The 17,528-nt window shown below is 73.7% G+C and carries 16 protein-coding genes; 4 read left to right on the forward strand and 12 right to left on the reverse strand.

Going from position 1 to position 17,528, the window contains the following annotated elements:
• Positions 1 to 5 precede the first annotated feature (5 nt).
• From WCD41_RS15805 to WCD41_RS15815, 3 genes are all read right to left on the reverse strand, one after another.
• The gene (locus WCD41_RS15805) at positions 6 to 995 is read right to left on the reverse strand and encodes an NAD-dependent epimerase/dehydratase family protein (protein WP_337714415.1); all 990 of its coding nucleotides are present in this window, start codon (positions 993 to 995) and stop codon (positions 6 to 8) included.
• Positions 996 to 1,127: 132 nt separating this feature from the next.
• Positions 1,128 to 1,844, reverse strand: coding sequence for a hypothetical protein (locus WCD41_RS15810; protein WP_337714416.1), 717 nt, complete (start codon positions 1,842 to 1,844; stop codon positions 1,128 to 1,130).
• Positions 1,845 to 1,853: 9 nt separating this feature from the next.
• Positions 1,854 to 2,573, reverse strand: a complete 720-nt coding sequence (locus WCD41_RS15815) for an acyltransferase (RefSeq protein WP_337714417.1) — start codon at positions 2,571 to 2,573, stop codon at positions 1,854 to 1,856.
• Positions 2,574 to 2,689: 116 nt separating this feature from the next.
• Here WCD41_RS15815 and WCD41_RS15820 point away from each other — a divergent pair, with 116 nt between their 5' ends.
• Together WCD41_RS15820 and WCD41_RS15825 are read left to right on the forward strand one after the other, a co-directional pair.
• Positions 2,690 to 3,355: an acyltransferase family protein gene (locus tag WCD41_RS15820; RefSeq protein WP_337714418.1), complete on the forward strand. Its 666-nt coding sequence runs from the start codon at positions 2,690 to 2,692 to the stop codon at positions 3,353 to 3,355.
• A gap of 102 nt (positions 3,356 to 3,457) precedes the next feature.
• Positions 3,458 to 3,850 (forward strand): acyltransferase family protein, encoded by a 393-nt coding sequence (locus WCD41_RS15825; RefSeq protein ID WP_337714419.1) that lies wholly within the window; start codon positions 3,458 to 3,460, stop codon positions 3,848 to 3,850.
• Here WCD41_RS15825 and WCD41_RS15830 read toward each other — a convergent pair.
• The 8 genes from WCD41_RS15830 to WCD41_RS15865 form a co-directional block, all read right to left on the reverse strand.
• Positions 3,813 to 5,375 carry a tyrosine-protein kinase domain-containing protein gene (locus WCD41_RS15830; protein WP_337714420.1) on the reverse strand — a complete coding sequence of 521 codons (1,563 nt, stop codon included), beginning with the start codon at positions 5,373 to 5,375 and terminating at the stop codon, positions 3,813 to 3,815. The two genes, WCD41_RS15825 and WCD41_RS15830, sit on opposite strands and share 38 nt — an antisense overlap.
• Positions 5,372 to 6,913: an O-antigen polymerase gene (locus WCD41_RS15835; protein ID WP_337714421.1), complete on the reverse strand. Its 1,542-nt coding sequence runs from the start codon at positions 6,911 to 6,913 to the stop codon at positions 5,372 to 5,374. Before WCD41_RS15835 ends, WCD41_RS15830 begins: the two co-directional genes overlap by 4 nt.
• Positions 6,914 to 6,951: 38 nt before the next feature.
• The gene (locus WCD41_RS15840) at positions 6,952 to 7,881 is read right to left on the reverse strand and encodes a sulfotransferase domain-containing protein (RefSeq protein ID WP_337714422.1); all 930 of its coding nucleotides are present in this window, start codon (positions 7,879 to 7,881) and stop codon (positions 6,952 to 6,954) included.
• A complete protein-coding gene (locus WCD41_RS15845) occupies positions 7,878 to 8,681 on the reverse strand; it encodes a class I SAM-dependent methyltransferase (protein ID WP_337714423.1) in 804 nt (267 codons plus the stop codon). Before WCD41_RS15845 ends, WCD41_RS15840 begins: the two co-directional genes overlap by 4 nt.
• A gap of 160 nt (positions 8,682 to 8,841) precedes the next feature.
• Positions 8,842 to 11,049: an acyltransferase family protein gene (locus tag WCD41_RS15850; RefSeq protein WP_337714424.1), complete on the reverse strand. Its 2,208-nt coding sequence runs from the start codon at positions 11,047 to 11,049 to the stop codon at positions 8,842 to 8,844.
• Positions 11,046 to 11,783 carry an FkbM family methyltransferase gene (locus WCD41_RS15855; RefSeq protein ID WP_337714425.1) on the reverse strand — a complete coding sequence of 246 codons (738 nt, stop codon included), beginning with the start codon at positions 11,781 to 11,783 and terminating at the stop codon, positions 11,046 to 11,048. The genes WCD41_RS15850 and WCD41_RS15855 overlap by 4 nt, the downstream gene beginning before the upstream one ends.
• Entirely contained in the window at positions 11,780 to 12,529 is a 750-nt protein-coding gene (locus WCD41_RS15860) for a class I SAM-dependent methyltransferase (protein ID WP_337714426.1), read from the reverse strand. Before WCD41_RS15860 ends, WCD41_RS15855 begins: the two co-directional genes overlap by 4 nt.
• Positions 12,526 to 13,488, reverse strand: coding sequence for a class I SAM-dependent methyltransferase (locus WCD41_RS15865; protein WP_337714427.1), 963 nt, complete (start codon positions 13,486 to 13,488; stop codon positions 12,526 to 12,528). The genes WCD41_RS15860 and WCD41_RS15865 overlap by 4 nt, the downstream gene beginning before the upstream one ends.
• 129 nt (positions 13,489 to 13,617) lie before the next feature.
• On the opposite strand from WCD41_RS15865, the gene WCD41_RS15870 reads away from it, so the two are divergent.
• Both WCD41_RS15870 and WCD41_RS15875 read left to right on the forward strand, forming a co-directional pair.
• Positions 13,618 to 15,249 carry a carboxylesterase/lipase family protein gene (locus WCD41_RS15870; protein WP_337714428.1) on the forward strand — a complete coding sequence of 544 codons (1,632 nt, stop codon included), beginning with the start codon at positions 13,618 to 13,620 and terminating at the stop codon, positions 15,247 to 15,249.
• Positions 15,246 to 16,316 (forward strand): glycosyltransferase family 4 protein, encoded by a 1,071-nt coding sequence (locus tag WCD41_RS15875; RefSeq protein WP_337714429.1) that lies wholly within the window; start codon positions 15,246 to 15,248, stop codon positions 16,314 to 16,316. The genes WCD41_RS15870 and WCD41_RS15875 overlap by 4 nt, the downstream gene beginning before the upstream one ends.
• Here WCD41_RS15875 and WCD41_RS15880 read toward each other — a convergent pair.
• Positions 16,233 to 17,528 (reverse strand): O-antigen ligase family protein, encoded by a 1,296-nt coding sequence (locus tag WCD41_RS15880; protein WP_337714430.1) that lies wholly within the window; start codon positions 17,526 to 17,528, stop codon positions 16,233 to 16,235. The two genes, WCD41_RS15875 and WCD41_RS15880, sit on opposite strands and share 84 nt — an antisense overlap.

Here is a 17,528-nt window from a genome sequence, read left to right on the forward strand (position 1 = left end):
TGCGCCTACGCCGGCACCCGCCGCGCCTGCAGCTCCTCGACGATCCAGGAGTACGTCCGCTCCAGCCCGTCGCGCAGGGTCGTCGACGGCTCCCAGCCGTAGGTCTCCTGGATCTGCGTGTTGTCGCTGCTCCGGCCCCGGACGCCCTGGGGCGCGTCGAGACGGTGGGTCCGCTTCAGCCGCACACCGGCGATGTCCTCGACGATGTCGACGAGCTGGTTGATCGAGACCATCTCGGCGCTGCCGAGGTTCACCGGCGTCCCGGACGCCCCGTCGAGGATCATCCGGGTGCCGCGCACGCAGTCGTCGACGTACATGAAGCTGCGGGTCTGGTGGCCGTCGCCCCAGATCTCGATCTCGTCGTCCCCGTGCAGCGCGGCCTCGGCGACCTTGCGGCAGATCGCCGCGGGCGCCTTCTCGCGCCCGCCCTCGAAGGTCCCGTTGGGGCCGTAGACGTTGTGGTAGCGCGCCACCCGCGTGACCATGCCGAAGTCCTCGGCGAAGTGGCGGCACATGCGCTCGCTGAACAGCTTCTCCCAGCCGTAGCCGTCCTCGGGCATGGCCGGGTAGGCGTCGGTCTCGACGAGCGGGAGCACGTCCGCGGAGACCTGCTTGTCCGCGGCGTACACGCAGGCGGACGAGGCGTAGAAGTACCGGTCCACCCGGGCGTCGCAGGCGGCCTGGAGCATGTGGGTGTTGATCAGGACCGAGAGCATGCACAGGGCGCGGTTGTTCTCGATGAATCCCATGCCGCCCATGTCGGCGGCGAGGTTGTAGACGTCGCCGACGCCGTCGACCGCGTTCTCGCAGGCCTCCCGACGGGTCAGGTCGAGGCGCCGTTCGTCCACCCCGTCGACGTGCTGGAACCATTCCTCGAACGGTTTCGTGTCGGCGGCCCGCACGGCGCGGCCCTCGGCGACGAGCGAGCGCACCAGGTGGCCACCGATGAAGCCGCCGGCGCCGGTGACCAGCACCGGCCGGGATGGATCGGACACGTCGGCGCCTCCTCGTGGACGTCGGCACTCGCCCGTGCGAGTGATCTGTACAACGTTCGAACGGGTGAGGGCGTTACGCGAACGAGATAGGAGATTTCACGAAGATCTCACTCGAGATCCGTATTCGGGATCTTAGGACGCCCACGTCCGGAGAAAGGTGACGTCGCCCGCGCCGGGTCCGAGCTTGAAGAATTCCCAGCACGCGAACGTCTCCGGCCCGGCGACCGCGACCCTCGGGTCCTCGATGCGGATCTCCGTCCCGTCCGGCTCGACGATCGTGGCGGTGCTCCCCGCGACGGCGACCCGCATCGTGTGCGGGCTGCCGTCCTGCGCGATCGGCGTCCGGAACTCCTGGGTGCGCACCACCTCGAGCCGCGGCGTCCGCAGCACCCCGTACGTCCAGCGCGTCGGCGTGATGCCGAGATGGCAGGTCGACCGGACGTCGCCCCGCGAGCCGTGCTGCTCGTCCCATCGGTCGAACCGGGCCAGGCAGAGGGAGCCCAGTTCGTTGCCAGGACCGAAGGCGAAGACGGCTCCGAGCTCCGAGACCGGCGCGGCGAGGTCCTGCACGACGTACGTCGCCGAGCGCCCGTCGGGGAGGCCCGCGTTCAGCCCCGGCCCGGGCGCGCCGACGACGGGTGGGCGCGTCGCCGCCGGGACACGGGTCTGCAGGTACCGGCGCCCCTGGGCGTCGGTCGCCGGGATCGGGCCCGGGGGCAGCCGGGTCCAGTCGGTGTCCGCTGCGCCGGGTGTGACGACGGGTGCCGCGCGCCCCGCGGCGCAGGCGGCGGCCACGCTCCCGGCGACACCGAGGACGAACGCGCGTCGACCGAGGCGGTGAGGGGGCACGCGGTCAGCTCACCGGCGCTCGCGCAGGAGGCTCCGGGCGGTCTCCCGCGGCACGTGGCGCATCGTCTCGCGGGTGATGTGCTCGCCCTCCGACACGTCGCCGATCACCTTCGCCGGTACCCCGCCGTAGAGACGGCCGGGCTCGTCCAGGTCGCGGACGACCACGGCGCCGCCGGCGATGACGTTGTGCTCTGAGATCGTGATGCCGGGGTTGATGAGGACGGAGCTGAGGACGAGGGTCGCCTCGCCGATGACGACCGGCTTGCCGCGCACCACCCACTGCCGCGACTCGGTGCTGTGGCTCAGGATCGTGGTGCGGACACCACCGAGCATCCCGAGCCGACAGATCTTCACGCCGCCGGAACAGTCGATGTAGTGCCGCGACGTGACGCCCGTGCGCTCCTCCATGACGAACTTCGCGGCGAGCTCGTTCTCACGCTCGCTCGTGTAGCTCGCGGCGGCGGAGAACCAGTTGAACTGGCCGATCTCCGACTCGTCGCCGATCTCGACCCGCGCCAGCTCCCGGAAAGCGTTTCCGGGGCCGATGTAGGCCTTCTCGCCCATCACCAGGGAACGGACACGCCAGAGGATCACGGGATGGACGCGGGCCGATCTCGCGATCGAGTGCCCCGCCAGGTTCAGCAGGACGTTCTTGATCCGCCCGGCCGGGAGGAACCCGAGCACCAGGACGATCACCGCCAGCACGGTGCGTCGCGTCGAACGAGCCATCGCGGACACTCCTCGGTTTCCGTCGAGTGGGTGACTGTAGGACATCGCAGGTGAGAGGCCTGCGCCCGGTCGACCTGGGCGTCGGCCCAGAGCGGCGCCTCGGTACCGTCCGGCCGATGAGCGGCGCGCAGGCGGGAGCGCAGCAGGCGCCCGCGGCCGCCGTCCCGGCCCCGCCACCCGTGCTGCACGCGATGACCGGGCTGCGCGCCGTGGCCGCCGCGTGGGTGCTCCTCGGCCATTTCCGGTTCACGATGTTCGATCTCGTGCCGATCACGCGGATCGCCGAACCGGTGCTCGCGGGCGGCTACCTGGGCGTCGAGATCTTCTTCGTCCTGTCCGGCTTCATCATCAGCCACAACTACGCGGAGCACTTCCGGCAGAAGGGTCGCTCCGCGTATCCGGCGTTCCTGTGGGCGCGGTTCGCGCGGATCTATCCGGTGCACCTCGCGACATTCCTCGCCGCGGGCCTGCTCGTCGCGGGAGCGGTCGCCCTCGGCCGGGACGTCCCCTCGGCGCAGCACTTCACCGCCGGTTCCTTCGTCGGCAACCTCGTCCTGCTCCAGGCCTGGCCCGGGGTGACGCCGTGGAACGGGCCGGCCTGGTCGGTCTCCTGCGAGATCGCCGCCTACGCCGCGTTCCCCCTGCTGGCTCTCGCGGTGGTCCGCCTGCACCGCCGGACCGCGCTCGCCGCCGGGGCGGCCCTGCTCGCCGCGGAGGTCGCCACCCTGCTCGCCCTGGGCGCCGGCCCGTCGTACACCGACGCCTGGACCCCGGTCCTGTGAACGCGGATCGCCGGCGAGTTCACGCTCGGCTGCCTCCTGTGGGCGGTGTGGCGGCACGGGCTGCGGCCGCACCGGCGCTGGGACCTGGTGGCGGTGGGCACCGTGGCCGCAACGCTCGCCGTGCTCGCCGCGGTGCCGCCGAAGAGCGTCGTGGGGTTCCTGGCCCTGCCCTTCATCGTGCTGTTCGTGTTCGCCGTGCTCGGCACCGCGGGTCCGGTGCAGCGGGCGTTGGCGTCCCCCGCGATGCAGTGGGGCGGCCGGGTGTCCTACTCGGTCTACCTCACGCACTTCCTCGTGCTGGTCGTGCTCGAGGACCTCGGCGTGTGGCAGCGCGTCGCCTCCGCGCCGCTGATCGTCCGGCTGGCGACCCTCGCCGGCGGCCTCGCGCTCGTAGTCGCCGTCGGGGCCGCCACCCACCGACTGGTCGAGGAGCCGGCGCGGCGGGCGCTGCGCCACGTCAGGACGGGTCGGACGACGAGCGCCGGTAGGGCGTGACGGTCCGTCCGGTCGGGGTGTCGTCGACCGGCTGGGCGTGGGCCCCGTGCCCGTTCGCCGCGTGCCCGTTCGCCATGTGCCCGTTCGCCACGTGCCCGTTCACCGCATGCCCGTTCGCCGCGTGCCCGTTGGGTGCCGGTACGGGCGAGGGCGCGGGCGTCGGGGCGACGGTCATGGACGGGTCCCCGCTCGGCGTGCCGTAGTGGCCGTAGTACGAGTCGTCCACGTCCCGCTTCGCGACACGGTTGAGCACCGTGCCGAGGACCGTGGCCTGCACCTTGCGCAGGGAGTCGACGGCCTCCTTGACCTGGTGGCTGTCGGTCGACCCGGCGTGGACGACGAGCAGCACGCCGTCGCACTGGGGCGCCAGCACGCGGGTGTCGGCGACGGGGATGACGGGCGCGGTGTCGACGAGCACGACGTCGGAGCGCGACGCCAGGTCCTCCAGGACGGCGGAGACGCGGCCGGTGGCGAGGAACTCGCTGGGGTCCGGGGGCCGCGGTCCGCTCGAGAGCAGCCACAGGTTCGGGCGGACGCCCTGCAGGGCGACGTCGAGCGTGGTCCGGCCGATCGCCACGGTGGTGAGGCCGACGTCGTTGGTCAGCCCGAAGTACTCGGCGAGCGACGGGTGCCGCAGGTCGGCGTCGACGATGGTCACCCGGAGCCCGATCTGCGCGAGCGCCACACCCAGGCTGCCGGTCACCGTGCTCTTGCCCTCGGCGGGCACCGCGCTCGTCACGACGAAGAGGCGGGAGGAGGAGTCGATCGACGAGAACTGGAGGTTCGTCCGGAGCTGGCGGAACGCCTCGGAACGGCTGTCCCGCTCGCTGATCGGCCCTTCTGCGGCCTGCTCGAAGACGATCTTGCCGAGGTTCGTCGCACCGGACACGCGCTCGAGGTCCTGCTCGGTCTCGAGGCTGGTGTCCATGGTGTCGCGCAGCACGGCCGCCCCGACGCCGATGACGATCCCCGCGAGGAGCCCCAGGGCGAGGGTCAGCGGCCAGTTGGGGAGCACCGGCGACTCCGGTGGGATCGCCGGGGTCACGATCGCCGCGCGCACCGGCGGCACCGGCGCTCCCGGCGGCGACTCCAGCTCCTGGATGACCTGGGAGAGGCGCTCCGCGACGGCGTCGGCGATGCGGGCCGCCTGGTCCGCGGCACGGTCGGTGACCTGGATGTTGATCAGCACCGTGCCCTGCGTGGCCTCGGCGGTCACGCGGCCCGCGAGCTCGCTCGGCGACACCGGGAGGGCCAGCTGGTTGATGACCGGTCCGGTGACGCGGGGACTCGCCACGAGCTCGGTGTAGGACTTCACGCGGTCGCTGGTGAAGCTGCCGCCCTGGAACAGCTGCTGGTTGAGGTTCGCGCCGTCCACCTGCGTCGACACGAAGACCTGCGTCTGCGCCGCGTACCGCGTCGGGGTCAGCAGCCCGATGCCGGCCGCGGCGATGAGGCACACGCTGAGGCAGAGCACGATCGTCGCCCACCTCTTCGCGAGGATCGCGAGGTACTCCCGACCGTTCATGCGCCGCTCCAGGTCAGTTCTCTGCGCCCGGTGCCGAGCGGTGGGTCGTCGGTGGTCGTGTCCCGGCGAGCCGGGTGCCGCGCGAGCAGGAGGGCGACCACGAAGAGGATCTGGTAGAGCGAACCCATGAGCGGGAGCAGGGAGCCCCGCAACAGGGAGATCTGGTAGACGGCCAGCACCGGCAGCAGCGCGTGCAGCAGCCCGGGGGGCACGCGCAGGCTCCGGATCGTGAGCGCCCGGCTGCCCATCCCCCAGACGAGGAAGATCACCAGGACGCCGCCGGCGCCGTAGTCCACGAAGAACTCGCTCCAGGCCGTCGTCGACCGGGCCAGCGGCGGGTCGACGAGCATGCCGGTGGGCATCGGCTTGTCCGCCCAGTACGCCCGCGGGACGAAGTTGAAGACGTAGCCCAGCATCTGCCGGCCGTCGGTGTGCCCGGACTCGTCGACGAACTCGATGGCGTTGAGCTCCATCTGGAACATCGCGTACGTGCCGTTCTCGACGAACGTCGTCCCCGGACCGGCGACCTCGAGGGTCGTGCTCTGCGACCGGTAGAGGTCCAGCGAGGCGAACGAGAAGAAGAGGATCAGCAACGCCGAGCAGACGTAGAACCGCTGGCTGTGCCGCCGGTCGAACGGGACGTAGATCGAGATGAAGGCGAGGATGACCAGGCTGAACCAGAACCGGCCGTTGCCCATCGGGTTGTTCATCACGACGTTGGCCGCGACGAGCGCGGCGATGAAGCCCCGCCAGGCGAGGTCGCGCTGCGGGGTCGCCGGCAGCGGCCACAGGCGGTGCCGCCGCGCGTAGAGGATGGCGAAGAGGGCGATGAACACCGGGATCTGGGCGAGGAAGATCCCGATCAGACCGGCGCTCTTGTTCTCGGTCTGGTAGTACGGCGTGCCCCCCGACGACGTGCCGGTCAGCGCCGCGACCGTGTCGGTCCTCGAGGTGAAGAACGCGAGGAGACCGAGCTGGGCGACCTGGTAGGCGGCGACCAGCAGTCCGACGCCGCCGACGACCACGCAGCGCCACGGCGAGAAGGAGAACCGGGGCACGAGCGAGCCCGGCGCCCCCTCGCCGCGCCGCCGCCAGAGGTACCAGCCGGCCTCGTAGGCCAGCACCCCGACCAGCACGTGCCACAGGCCCGCCGACACCGTCGACGGCGAGTAGGTGAGGCCGTCGAGCGGATAGGTCCCGGACACCGTCTGCGCGAGGGCCGGCACCGCCAGGAAGACGTAGACGAACACGTAGAACAGCGACCGGGGCATCGTGCGCGAGTCGAAGGCGATCGCCTGCGCGAGCCTCCCGGCACTGATCGCGAGGATCACGAGGCACAGGAGCGTGTTGCCCGGCGTCCCGGTGTTGCGGGTCCAGTCGACGAAGGCGACCGGCACGACGACCATGAGCACGAGCGCGGCCGCGACGGCCACCATGACCCGGCCCCGGGTCACCGCGGAGCGCGGCGGCGCCGGGTCCTCCGGGACGGCGTCCTCGACGGGCGCCTCGACGGGGGTGAGGACGAGTGTCGGCGCCACACCGACCTCGTCCGGCACCGCCGCCCTGCGCCCCACGCCTACGGCCCCACCGGGTGGCGGCGCGCGGTCGGACCCCAGTCGAGGTCCCGGCCCAGGAGCTCCTCGACGACCGCGACGTCGTCGCGGTAGAACGCCCGGAGCTCGGCGTCGACCTCGGGCGAGAGCGCGGGTCGGGTGTTGTCGCACACCCGCGAGAGCACCTTGCTGTCGAGCGCGCCCACGGCGGCGTTCGCGAGCCGCGGCGCGAGCCGGTGCGGCTTCGGGATGCTCGCGTAGGTCCGCTGCGCATCCCACCGCAGCACCAGCGGCGTCCGCAGGCGCAGGAAGCGGAGGCGCGACCGGGAGTACACCCCTTCGTTGGCGCCCCGACGGCTCACCTCGCCGACGCCGCGCTCGGTGATCCCGAGGTGGCGCGCGACGGCGTCCAGGGTGACGTCGGGCGCCCGGCGCAGGTCCTCGTCCACGAGGATCATGAGCTTCTCGCGGGGGAAGACCTCGAGGTAGCGGCTCAGGTGCGCGCCGTAGCGGCCCCACTCGAGGACGTCGCCCGCCGAGCCGTCGTGGTCGCGCAGCCCGCCGTCGAGCAGCCGGCGCATGCCCTCGTCCACCGGCAGGAGCGGCAGGAGGCCCCAACGGACCTTCCAGAAGTACGCCGACACGGCGCGGGCGACCGGGTCGCGCAGGCACACGACGAGGTCGGGCGTGTCCAACAGACCGGCGAGGCGCCGGGGGACCTCGGGCCGGCCGAGGTAGTCGGGGCACTTGAGCCCGAGCCGGGTCTCGGTGCGGTACGCGTAGGGGCGCGCGAAGGCCGGGAAGCCGTCGGGGGTGAAGACGGGGTCGCGGAAGTAGGGCTCCTCGTGGGCCGGGAGCCAGGCCTCGGGATGGTCGCGCAGCGAATTCAGCAACAGGGTCGACGCCGCCTTCTGGGCGCCGATGATCACGAAATCGGGAAGCCGTGTCCTCATCGGAGATCCGTTCTTCCGGCGGCGACGAGACCGAAGGTGTTCGGCGCGATCGCGCGGCGCCCGAGCCGTTGACCGGCCCGCGACTGAGTGGAGAAATAGGGCAGGATCTCGACGCTCGTGAAGTGCGGTGCGAGCAGATCCCGCAGCGCCCGTTCGTCGACCCCCTGGCGCATCACGTGGTACTCGATCATGTCCGAGGGATGGGTGTCGTCGTAGACACCGCGCAGGCGCCGCGCGACGGTGCCCAGCCCGCGGCGGAACTCGCCCTGACCGAGCCGCCACGCCAGGTACACCCCACGGGCGGCGAGGCGGGACCGGCGCCGCAGGCGCGGGTACCAGAGCGGGTCCTGGAACGAGACGAACGCGCCGCCGGGTCGCAGCCGGCCGATGACCGACTCGACCGCGGCCAGGTAGTCCGGGATGTGGTGCAGGACCGAGAGGTAGACGACCACGTCGAAGTCACCCTCGACCGGCACGTCACCGTCGGGGTCGTGCACGACGACGACGTCGGTCGCGGCGAAGCGCGCCCGCAGGATGTCGGTGCTCGGCCCGCTCATCTCGGTGACGACGACCTGCGCCCCGGCCTCGAGCAGGTGCTCGGTGAGCGACCCGTGCCCGGCCCCGACCTCGAGGACGCGCGGCCGCGTGCCCGGCGGCACCGAGGCCCGCACGGTCGCGAGGATCCGTTCGGTGATCCACGACCGCAGTTCCGGATGCTTGAGGTGCGGCGAACCGTGCACGTAGTCGTGCGACTCCCCGTGACCCTCTTCCTGCAGCGCCCGCATGTCGCTCAGGGCCATGACGCCCCCCACCCGTGGTCATCCATCGGTCGACCCGATGGGCAGAAACGAGATCCCGTCGGGAATCCCGATACGCCGTGCGATCCGAGGGAGCGTAGCGAGCCCCCGAAAGCAGGAATGGAGCACCCCGTTCGCGGGGCGCAAGAGATCGAATTCAGGATCATGGCAGCGGAGGCAGGAGCCGATTCAGACGGGGCGCGAGGGTCGCGGCGTAGGACGCGGACATGTGGCTGATGTCGCGCCACACGAGCACGCCGCCGATCACCGGCGCGCAGCGCTCGGTGGGACACAGCGCGTCGCTCATGTCGATCACCGTGACGTCGCGCTGGGCGCGCCCCGCCTCGACGATGGCGGCGCCGTCGACGGTGTTCGCCTCGGCGCGGGAGAACGTGCACTCGGTGAGGCGGTCGCGGTTCTCGGCCACGCAGTCGGGCACCTCGAGGTCGGGGGCGGGGGTGTCGCCGATGACGACGACCCGCGTACCGCGCGCCTGGAAGGGCGCCCACGCCTCGCGGAAGCCCCGCACCAGCAGGTCGGTGGCGCGCGCTCCCCGGACGATCTCGCCGCCCACCATCGGGAAGTGCTCGCCCGACGACACGATGATCATCTTGGGTGGGTTGGGCCCGGTGGTCAGCCGCTGGACGACCTGGTCGCGCCACACCGCGCACTCACGGTAGGTGCGCCCGCCCGGCGTGGTGCCGCCCGCCGCGTCGGAGGAGATCGCGACGTCCTGGGACACGAACGGGCAGCCGGACTTGGTGTAGCCGGTCAGCCGCCAGTGACGCTGCCGGGCGATGGTGCTCAGCGGGGTCGTCCACTGCTGGGCGTGGGAGTCGCCGATCAGGGCGACCTCGGTGGGCGAGGACGTGTCGCCCAGCGCGCACGTCCGGACCTCCGTCTCGAGGATCGCGGTGCTGCACCAGCCCGGGCCGATGTCGTTCTTCGCGCCGACGGGGTCGGGGGTGATCGAGGGGACCGTGTCGGTGGGCGCGCCGGCGGGGTCGTCGCGCGGGTCGTCGGCGAGGACCAGGGCGCCGATCCGGGGCTGGTCGCGGTCCACGTCGCCCGCGGCGTCGAGCGTCAGCGGGACCGCGGAGGCCGTGGTCGGGGTGGTGCCGACCCCCACGATCATCGCGACGGCGGCCATCATCGCCGCCGCCGTGGCGGTCAGGCCGACGGCGAGCGACTTCTCGGGGTCGCGGCGCAGCGGGCGCGAGCGCCGGATCGGGTCCTCGACGTAGCGGTACGAGAGGTAGGCGGGCACGAAGGACAGGACGACGGCGACGGTGCCGAGAAGGACGGTGCGCTCCCCCACCACCGCGGCCGCGACGATGATCAGGGGCCAATGCCAGAGGTAGAGCGAGTACGACAGCGTGCCCACCCACCGCATCGGGCCGACGTCGAGCACGCGACGCGGACCGGGAGCGGCGGCGGACGCGCCCGCGGCCAGCACCGCCGCCGTCCCCAGCACAGGGACGAGCGCGGCGACGCCGGGGAACGGGGTGGAGCTGGTGTAGAGCACCGCGGAGACCGCGATCGCACCGAGGCCGGCCCAGCCCACCACGGCCATCGTCGCCGGTGACCGGCGCGCGACGACGCCCGCGAGCAGGGCCGTCGCGCCACCGACCGCGAGCTCCCAGAGCCGGGTGGTCGTCACGAAGTAGGCGGCGAACGGGTTGTCGGCGGTGAACCACACCGACCAGGCGAGCGACGGGACCCCGACGACGCCGATGGCCACCGCGAGGGCGACGAGCACCCGGCGCTGGACCCCGCCCGGCGCGGCGGCCAGCGTCGTGCGGGGCACGTACCCGAGCCACCGGGTGCGCAGCAGCGCCGCGACGGCCACGAGCAGCAGCGGCCACACGATGTAGAACTGCTCCTCGACCGCCAGCGACCAGAAGTGCTGCAGCGGGCTGGCCGTCGAGTCCTGGGCCTGGTAGTCGACGGCGAGCTCGGCGAGGCGCCAGTTCTCGACGTAGATCGCGCTCGCGCCGATGTCGTAGGCGATGTCCAGCCAGCGGGTGCGCGGGATGAGCAGGACCGTCAGCAGGGCGGTGACCAGCAGCACCGTCGCCGCCGCGGGGAGCAGCCGGCGCGCGCGGCGCGCGTAGAAGGAGCGCAGCGAGATGCCGCGCTTCTCGACGAGCTCGGCGAGCAGCAGCGAGGTGATCAGGTAGCCCGAGATGACGAAGAAGACGTCGACCCCGATGAAGCCGCCGGTCAGCGGCAGCCCGGCGTGGTCGACGAGCACCAGCAGCACGGCGACCGCGCGCAGGCCCTCGATGTCGCCGCGGTAGGAGATCGGGTGCGCGAGCGCCGAGAGCGCACCGCCCGCCGGCGGGGCCTCCCGGTCCCGCACCGCCGTCACGCCATCACCGCCCGGCGGAAGGTGAACTCGGCCTGCAGGGGGCGGCCGGCGGCGGAGAGCAGCATCCCCGAGACGTGGGCGAGCACGAAGCCGCGCTCGACGAGGTGGGCGACGATCGCCCCCGCCAGCGCCTGGCCGGTGTAGAGCTCGACGAACGAGCACTCGCAGAGGATCTCGTCGACGCGGTCGAGCCCGTCGCCCGCGCCGCGGAGCACGTCCATCTCGCAGCCCTGGGCGTCGATCTTCAGCAGGACCGGGCGGGCGACGTCGTCGTCGAGGTGGTCGGCGAGGGTGACCACCGGGACCTCGCGCGACCCGGTGCTCGCGGTGCCGGGGAACTCCTCGGCCTGCCGCCCGATCTCGCGCAGCGAGGACGAGTCGTCGCGGCCCGCGATGTGCAGGGTGCTCACGGCCGGGGCCGCCCCGACGCCGACCTCGTGGACCTCGACGGGCCCGTCGACGACCTCGCGGATGCGGCACGCCGCCTCGGCGAGCGGCTCGAAGCACACCAGCCGCGCGCCCGGCCAGTTCTGGCGGGCGAACACGGCGAACTGCCCGCGGTTGGCGCCGACGTCGAGCACGGTGGCGAACCCGCGCGAGAGCTTGGCGTCCTCGTTCTCCGTGCTCGCCAGCACGCCGCGGCGCAGCGCCCGCAGGTAGCTGCGGTGGCGCACGGCTCGCGACAGCTTGCGCGTGCGCAGGGTCGCGATCGCGATCCCGGTCGACAGGCTCATGCCTCGCCCCGCTTCTGCAGGAACACGAACAGCATCGGCCGCATCGGCGGCGGGGTGAGCGACGAGAGGGCGCGGAAGGCCGCCCATCCCACCCGCGAGCCGCTCGCGTAGGCGGGCCCGCCCTCGTGGGCCCAGACGACGTGCTCCCAGTGCTCGGTCGGGAAGCAGCGGCGCAGGGCGGCGCGGCTGTTCATCCGGTAGGTCGTGGGGAAGGTGTCGACCTCGTGCTTGCCCGGCTGCAGCCGGCGCAGCACCGCGACGTGGTGCCGGTTCGGCACGGCGCGCGCGGCGGTCGCGATGACGCCCCACCGGTTGGGCGTGCGGGCGCAGATCCAGCCGCCCGGCCGCAGCACGCGCGTGAGCTCGCCGGCGACCCACGCCGGCTCCTCGACGTGCTCGAGCACGAAGTCGGCGACCACGACGTCCACGGAGGCGTCGGCCAGCGGCAGCGGCTCGCCGGGCACGACGACGTGGGCCTCGTCGACGGCGGTGTTCTCGTGGACGGCCGGGTCGACGTCCAGGCCGATGACGTGGGCGCCGGTGCCCCGCAGGCTCTGCAGGTCGCGGCGGAACGCGACCGGGTCCTCGAGGAACTTCCCCCGCCCGGCACCGAAGTCGACGACCACCGCGTCGGGCGGCAGCAGGGCGCGCACCCGCGTGTAGAAGCCGACCGTCCCGTCGACGCGGCTGTAGCCGCCCGCCCGGACCTCGGGGAACCAGCGCTCCACGACGGGAGGGGTGGTCACGGTGCCTCCCCGACCCGCTCGAGCCAGATGCTCGACGGGAAGTGCCGCCGGCGGCCGTCGCCCCCGACGCCGTCGTCGACGTAGAGCCCGTCGTGCAGGGCGCGCGGGCGGTAGTCCGGCAGCAGGGCCGCGAGCTCGTCGGGGCGGTCGTGGTGCAGCGCCGACTCGCAGGCGAGCACCCGCAGGCGCGGGTTGTCGGTGAGCAGGGCGGCCAGCAGCGTCGACTCCTGCCAGTCGAAGACGCTGTCGAGCACGTCGGGCTGGTGCAGGTAGGGCAGCACCACGTCGTGGATGTGGACGACGACGCCGGGCGCCAGGCGCGGGATCACCTCGAGGTAGAGGCGGGCGAGCTCGGAGCCCGTGCGCACGGTGTGGGTCGAGTCGATGAACAGCACGTCGCCGGCGCCGAGGGCGGCGAAGACGGCGTCGTCGGCGTCCTGCGCGCGCCGGGCGACCACCTCCACGCCGGGCAGCGCCCGCAGCGCGTCCCGGGGATGGGGCTCGACGCAGGTGATGGTCGTGGTGCCGCGGCCCTCGGCGGCGTTGCGGTCCGCGGCGTGCCGGGAGATGACCGTGGAGACCCCGCTGCCGACCTCGACGAGCCGCGCCGGCGCGAGCGAGCGGACCACGCTGTGCAGCACGACCGACTCGATCGGGCCGTAGCCCGGCCCGCGGTCGGTGCCCAGGCCGCGCCACAGCTCGAGGCCCGCCGCCTCGCCGGCGTAGGGCTCGCACACCGAGCGCAGCCACGCCAGCTGCTCGTCGAGGGACCAGGTCAGCCCGACGATCTCGACACGCCGTGCCCAGCTCGCGCGCTCGGTCCGCAGCCCGCGGCGGTCGGGCACCTCGGAGTAGTAGTGCACGGGCTGGACGCGCACGCCTGCGCGCTCGGTGACCCGGTTGACCAGGGGGATCACGCGCTTGAGCCGGTCCCGTGCGAGCGTGCCGACGCGCCCCATGCCGGTCCTCCTGTCGGTGCCGTCGCGCCCCGACCGCTGGCGTACGGTGCAAACCTTCGGGTGACACACGCCACCGAAACGGGCGACACGCTACCGGCCCCGCTCGATCGCCCTGACAGAGGAGCCACGGTGCCGAGGACGGGAACGCCGCGGGGACGGCGCGACACCTGGCGGGGCCTCGCGCTCGCCCTGCTCCTGGCCGTGGCGACCGCCTGCGCGACCGGCCCCGAGGACCCGAGCTCACCGGTCCTCCGCACCGCTGGTGGGGATCTCCAGGGGATCGACGACGGATCGGTGCAGCGCTACCTGGGTCTGCGGTACGCGCAGCCCCCGGTCGGGGACCTGCGGTGGGCGCCGCCGGTCGCGGTCCCCGCCTGGAGCGGTGTCCGCCCGGTGACCGCGTCCGGTCCGCGCTGCCCGCAGCGGGGCGGAGCATCGGCCGGCCAGGTCCCGGCCGACCAGAGCGAGGACTGCCTGTTCCTCGACGTCACGGTCCCGACGCAGCGGGCGGCGGACGCCCGCCTTCCCGTGGTCGTGTGGTGGCACGGCGGCGGATACGTCAGCGGGGCGGGCTCCGACGTCGACCCGCGCAGGCTCGCCGAGCAGGGGGTCGTGGTGGTCTCCGTGAACTACCGGCTCGGGCTCCTCGGCTACCTCGGGCTGCCGGGACTGGTCGGCTCGGGGAGCTTCGGGTTCCTCGACCAGCTGGCCAGCCTGCGCTGGGTCCGCGACAACGTGGCCGCGTTCGGCGGCGACCCCGCCGCGGTCACCGTCGCGGGCCAGTCGGCGGGGGCGGCGGCGGTCTGCGCCCTGCTGGGCTCGCCCGCGCTCGGGGATCTCGGGGTGGCCCGCGCGATCGTGATGTCGGGGTCCTGCTCGGTGAGCTGGCCGCCGACCGCGCTCGGCCCGGACCGGGGACCGCGCCGCCTGTACGCACCGCGGGAGGCCGTCGAGGCCGCCGGCGCGCAGACCGCGGCGGGGCTCGGCTGCACGGGCCCCGACGCGGCGACCTGCCTGCGCGGGCGCTCCACCGCGCAGCTCCTCGACGCGACGCCGCCGCAGACCGTGCTGGCCTACGGGTCCGACGTCCTGCCGGTCGAGCCCGGTGACGCCCTGGACGGGCGCCGGACCCCGATCCCGGTGCTCATCGGGACCACCCACGACGAGGCGCGGGCGTTCGTGCGCCCGCAGCAGCGTGCCGACCCCGCCCGGTTCGGGCCGAGCGCCTACCCGCGGCTGCTCGAGGCCGCCTTCGGGGGTTCGGCCGACGCCGTCGAGCGCGAGTACCCGCTCGCCCGCCACGGCGGCTCGGGCCCCGCGACCTGGTCCGCGGTGCTCACCGACACCGTGTGGTCGTGCCCGACGCTGCGCGACGAGCAGGCCCTCGCCAGGTCGGCCCCGACCTTCGCCTACGAGTTCGCCGCGCCCGACCCCGACCCCGGCGCCGGGGACGAGGGCCCGAACCGCCTGCCCGTCGGCGCCCAGCACTCGGGCGACCTGCCCCTGCTGTTCGACGTGCCCGGGGTCGGGTCGCTGCCCGACGCCGAGCAGGACCTCGGCCGCCGCGTCGTCGCGTCGTGGGCCGCCTTCGCCCGCACCGGGCGGCCCGACGGGCCCGGGCTGCCGCCGTGGGAGCCGGCCGACCGCGACGGGGTGCCCCGGCCGACCGTGCTGGGGGTGGAGGGCGTCGCACCGTACGACGCGTCCGTCGAGCACCACTGCGGCTTCTGGGCGCGCACCGCACGGGCCGGTGCCCGGTGAGGCCCCGCACGGTGCTCGTCGTCGGCCCGCTCCCGCCGCCGCGGCACGGCGCGAGCCACGTGACCGAGGCCGTCCTCGCCGAGGTCCGCGCGCTCGCGGCGGCCGCGACGGGCACGCGGGTCCGGGTCGTGTCGACGGCCGCGACCGGGGCGGGACCGCGCTACCACCTGCGCCGGGCGGCGAGCCACGTCCGCGCCGGGATCGCGGTGCTCGCCGCGCGGGCGCGGGGACCGGTCGTCGTCTACGTGGGCGGCGCCGGGAGCGGCGGTCTCTGGTACCAGGCCGCGGTGCTGGCCGTGGCGCGCGCGGCCGGCGCGGTCCCGGTGTTCCACCACCACTCCTACAACTACCTGCTGCCCGGCGAGCCCCCCGCGCGGGTCATGACGGTGCTGGCCCGGCTGCTCGGGCCGTCCGGGACGCACGTCTGCCTCAGCGAGGGCATGGCCGCGACGTTCCGCGCCCGCTATCGCACCGCGGCGGCGGTCGTCGTGGTCAGCAACGCCCGGGTCGTCGAGGCGCCGGGGACCGTCACGGGCGACCACGACGGCCCTGTCGACCGGCTCGTCCACGTCAGCAACCTCACGGCGGAGAAGGGCGTCCTCGACGTCCTCGACGCCTTCGACGACCTGCGGGCCCGGGGCCGCGAGGTCGGGCTGACCCTCGTCGGGCCGGCGGACCCCGAGGTGCAGGCGGCGATCGACGGCGCGCGGCGTCGTCACGGCGCCGCGCTGCGCCACACCGGACCGCTCGACCGCGACGGGGTGGCCCGCGAGCTCGCGGGGGCGGCGGTGTTCGTCTTCCCCAGCCGCTACCGCCACGAGTCGCACCCACTGGTCGTCCACGAGGCGCTCGCCGCCGGGGTCCCGGTGCTCGCCACCGCGCGCGGTGCGGTCGCCGAGCTGCTGCCGCCGGGATGGCTGGTGGACGAGGTCACGCCCCTGGCCGACCAGGTCACGCAGCTGCTCGACGACGACCGCGAGGCGCTACGGGCCCTGGCGCGAGCCCACTACGAGCGGAGCCGGGCGGAGGGCATCGACCTCCCCCGGTACCTCGTCGGCAGCTCCTGAACGCTGCATCCGCGCCACCGCGACCACGACCCCGAACGCCGCCCACTCGGTCTGGTGCAGGAAGCCGTTGCCGCTGGTGAAGCAGCGCAGCAGCACCAGCGAACACGCCGTGACCGCGGCCAGGTCGGGCAGCGAGCGCGTGTCGAGGTAGCGCCGGACCGCGGCGAGCCCGTACCGGGCGATCACGACCACGACGACGAGCGCGCACAGCCCGCCCACCCAGCCCGCCCGGAACAGCACGTCGAAGAAGAGCGTGTGGGTCGAGATCGCGAGATCCGGCCCACCGCCGAGCACCCGGTTCGCGATCTCGCCGCCGGTGAGGCCGAAGCTGGAGAACCTCGCCTCGTAGCTCCCGGAGTCGAGCGCCCGCGAGTACAGCAGCCCGACCAGCCGCGCCCCGACGACGACGAGCACGACGGCGCCCGCGACCGTCCCGACCACCGCCATCCGGCTCAGGCTCATCCGCAGGAACGCCCGCAGCAGGACCACGACGCCGCCGAGGACCGCCGCGAGCACGACCGCGCGCGAGAGCGACAGCACGATCACCACCGCGCCCGCGGCGACGGCGAGGCCGGCGAGCACCGCCGTCCGGCGCCGCAGGCCGCTCGCGAGGCACGTGACGACGATGATCAGCAGCAACGCCGCCATCACCTCGTGGCGGACGCTGGCCGGCGCCGGGCTGTCGACGGTGGACAGGCCCTGGCGGAAGACGCCGAAGATCAGGGCGTTCTGGTTGCCCGTGAGCAGGGCCTGCTGGAGCTGGGCGAGGGGGCTGACGCCGTTGGCGCGCAGGTTCTGGTCGAACCCGACGAGCGTCCAGGTCACCGCGAGCGGTGCGCACCACGCGAGCACCCGGCGGCCCTCGGGCCGGGCGAGCGCGGTGGTCGTCACCGTCGCCAGCCCGAGACCGACGGCGAAGTACACGAGGTGCTGCACCGGCTGCGCGGCGTCGCCGCCGTAGACGACCGCGCCGACGACACACATCAGCGTCACCCCGACCATGGCGACGCACATCGGCGCGAGCTCGCGCGCGATCCCGTGGCCGCGGCGCGAGGCGAGCAGGTAGATCGTGCCCATCGCGAGGGCCCCGACGTGGAACCAGCGCAGCACCCCGAACGGCGTGGCGGACAGGATCTCCCACTGCTGCGGCAGCGGCACGAGGAACGCCAGCACCGCGACCGCGGCCCACCGGGCTTCCCGGGGCTCGACCAT

This window comes from Actinomycetospora aeridis (assembly GCF_037400275.1).
GTDB lineage: Bacteria > Actinomycetota > Actinomycetes > Mycobacteriales > Pseudonocardiaceae > Actinomycetospora > Actinomycetospora aeridis.

What these genes read in the sequence shown, in the direction of transcription:
- WCD41_RS15840 (WP_337714422.1), bottom strand. Translation starts at nt 7,881, where the DNA reads ATGAGGACACGGCTTCCCGATTTCGTGATCATCGGCGCCCAGAAGGCG.
- WCD41_RS15820 (WP_337714418.1), top strand. Translation starts at nt 2,690, where the DNA reads ATGAGCGGCGCGCAGGCGGGAGCGCAGCAGGCGCCCGCGGCCGCCGTC.
- WCD41_RS15830 (WP_337714420.1), bottom strand. Translation starts at nt 5,375, where the DNA reads ATGAACGGTCGGGAGTACCTCGCGATCCTCGCGAAGAGGTGGGCGACG.
- WCD41_RS15865 (WP_337714427.1), bottom strand. Translation starts at nt 13,488, where the DNA reads ATGGGGCGCGTCGGCACGCTCGCACGGGACCGGCTCAAGCGCGTGATC.
- WCD41_RS15855 (WP_337714425.1), bottom strand. Translation starts at nt 11,783, where the DNA reads ATGAGCCTGTCGACCGGGATCGCGATCGCGACCCTGCGCACGCGCAAG.
- WCD41_RS15815 (WP_337714417.1), bottom strand. Translation starts at nt 2,573, where the DNA reads ATGGCTCGTTCGACGCGACGCACCGTGCTGGCGGTGATCGTCCTGGTG.
- WCD41_RS15880 (WP_337714430.1), bottom strand. Translation starts at nt 17,528, where the DNA reads ATGGTCGAGCCCCGGGAAGCCCGGTGGGCCGCGGTCGCGGTGCTGGCG.
- WCD41_RS15845 (WP_337714423.1), bottom strand. Translation starts at nt 8,681, where the DNA reads ATGGCCCTGAGCGACATGCGGGCGCTGCAGGAAGAGGGTCACGGGGAG.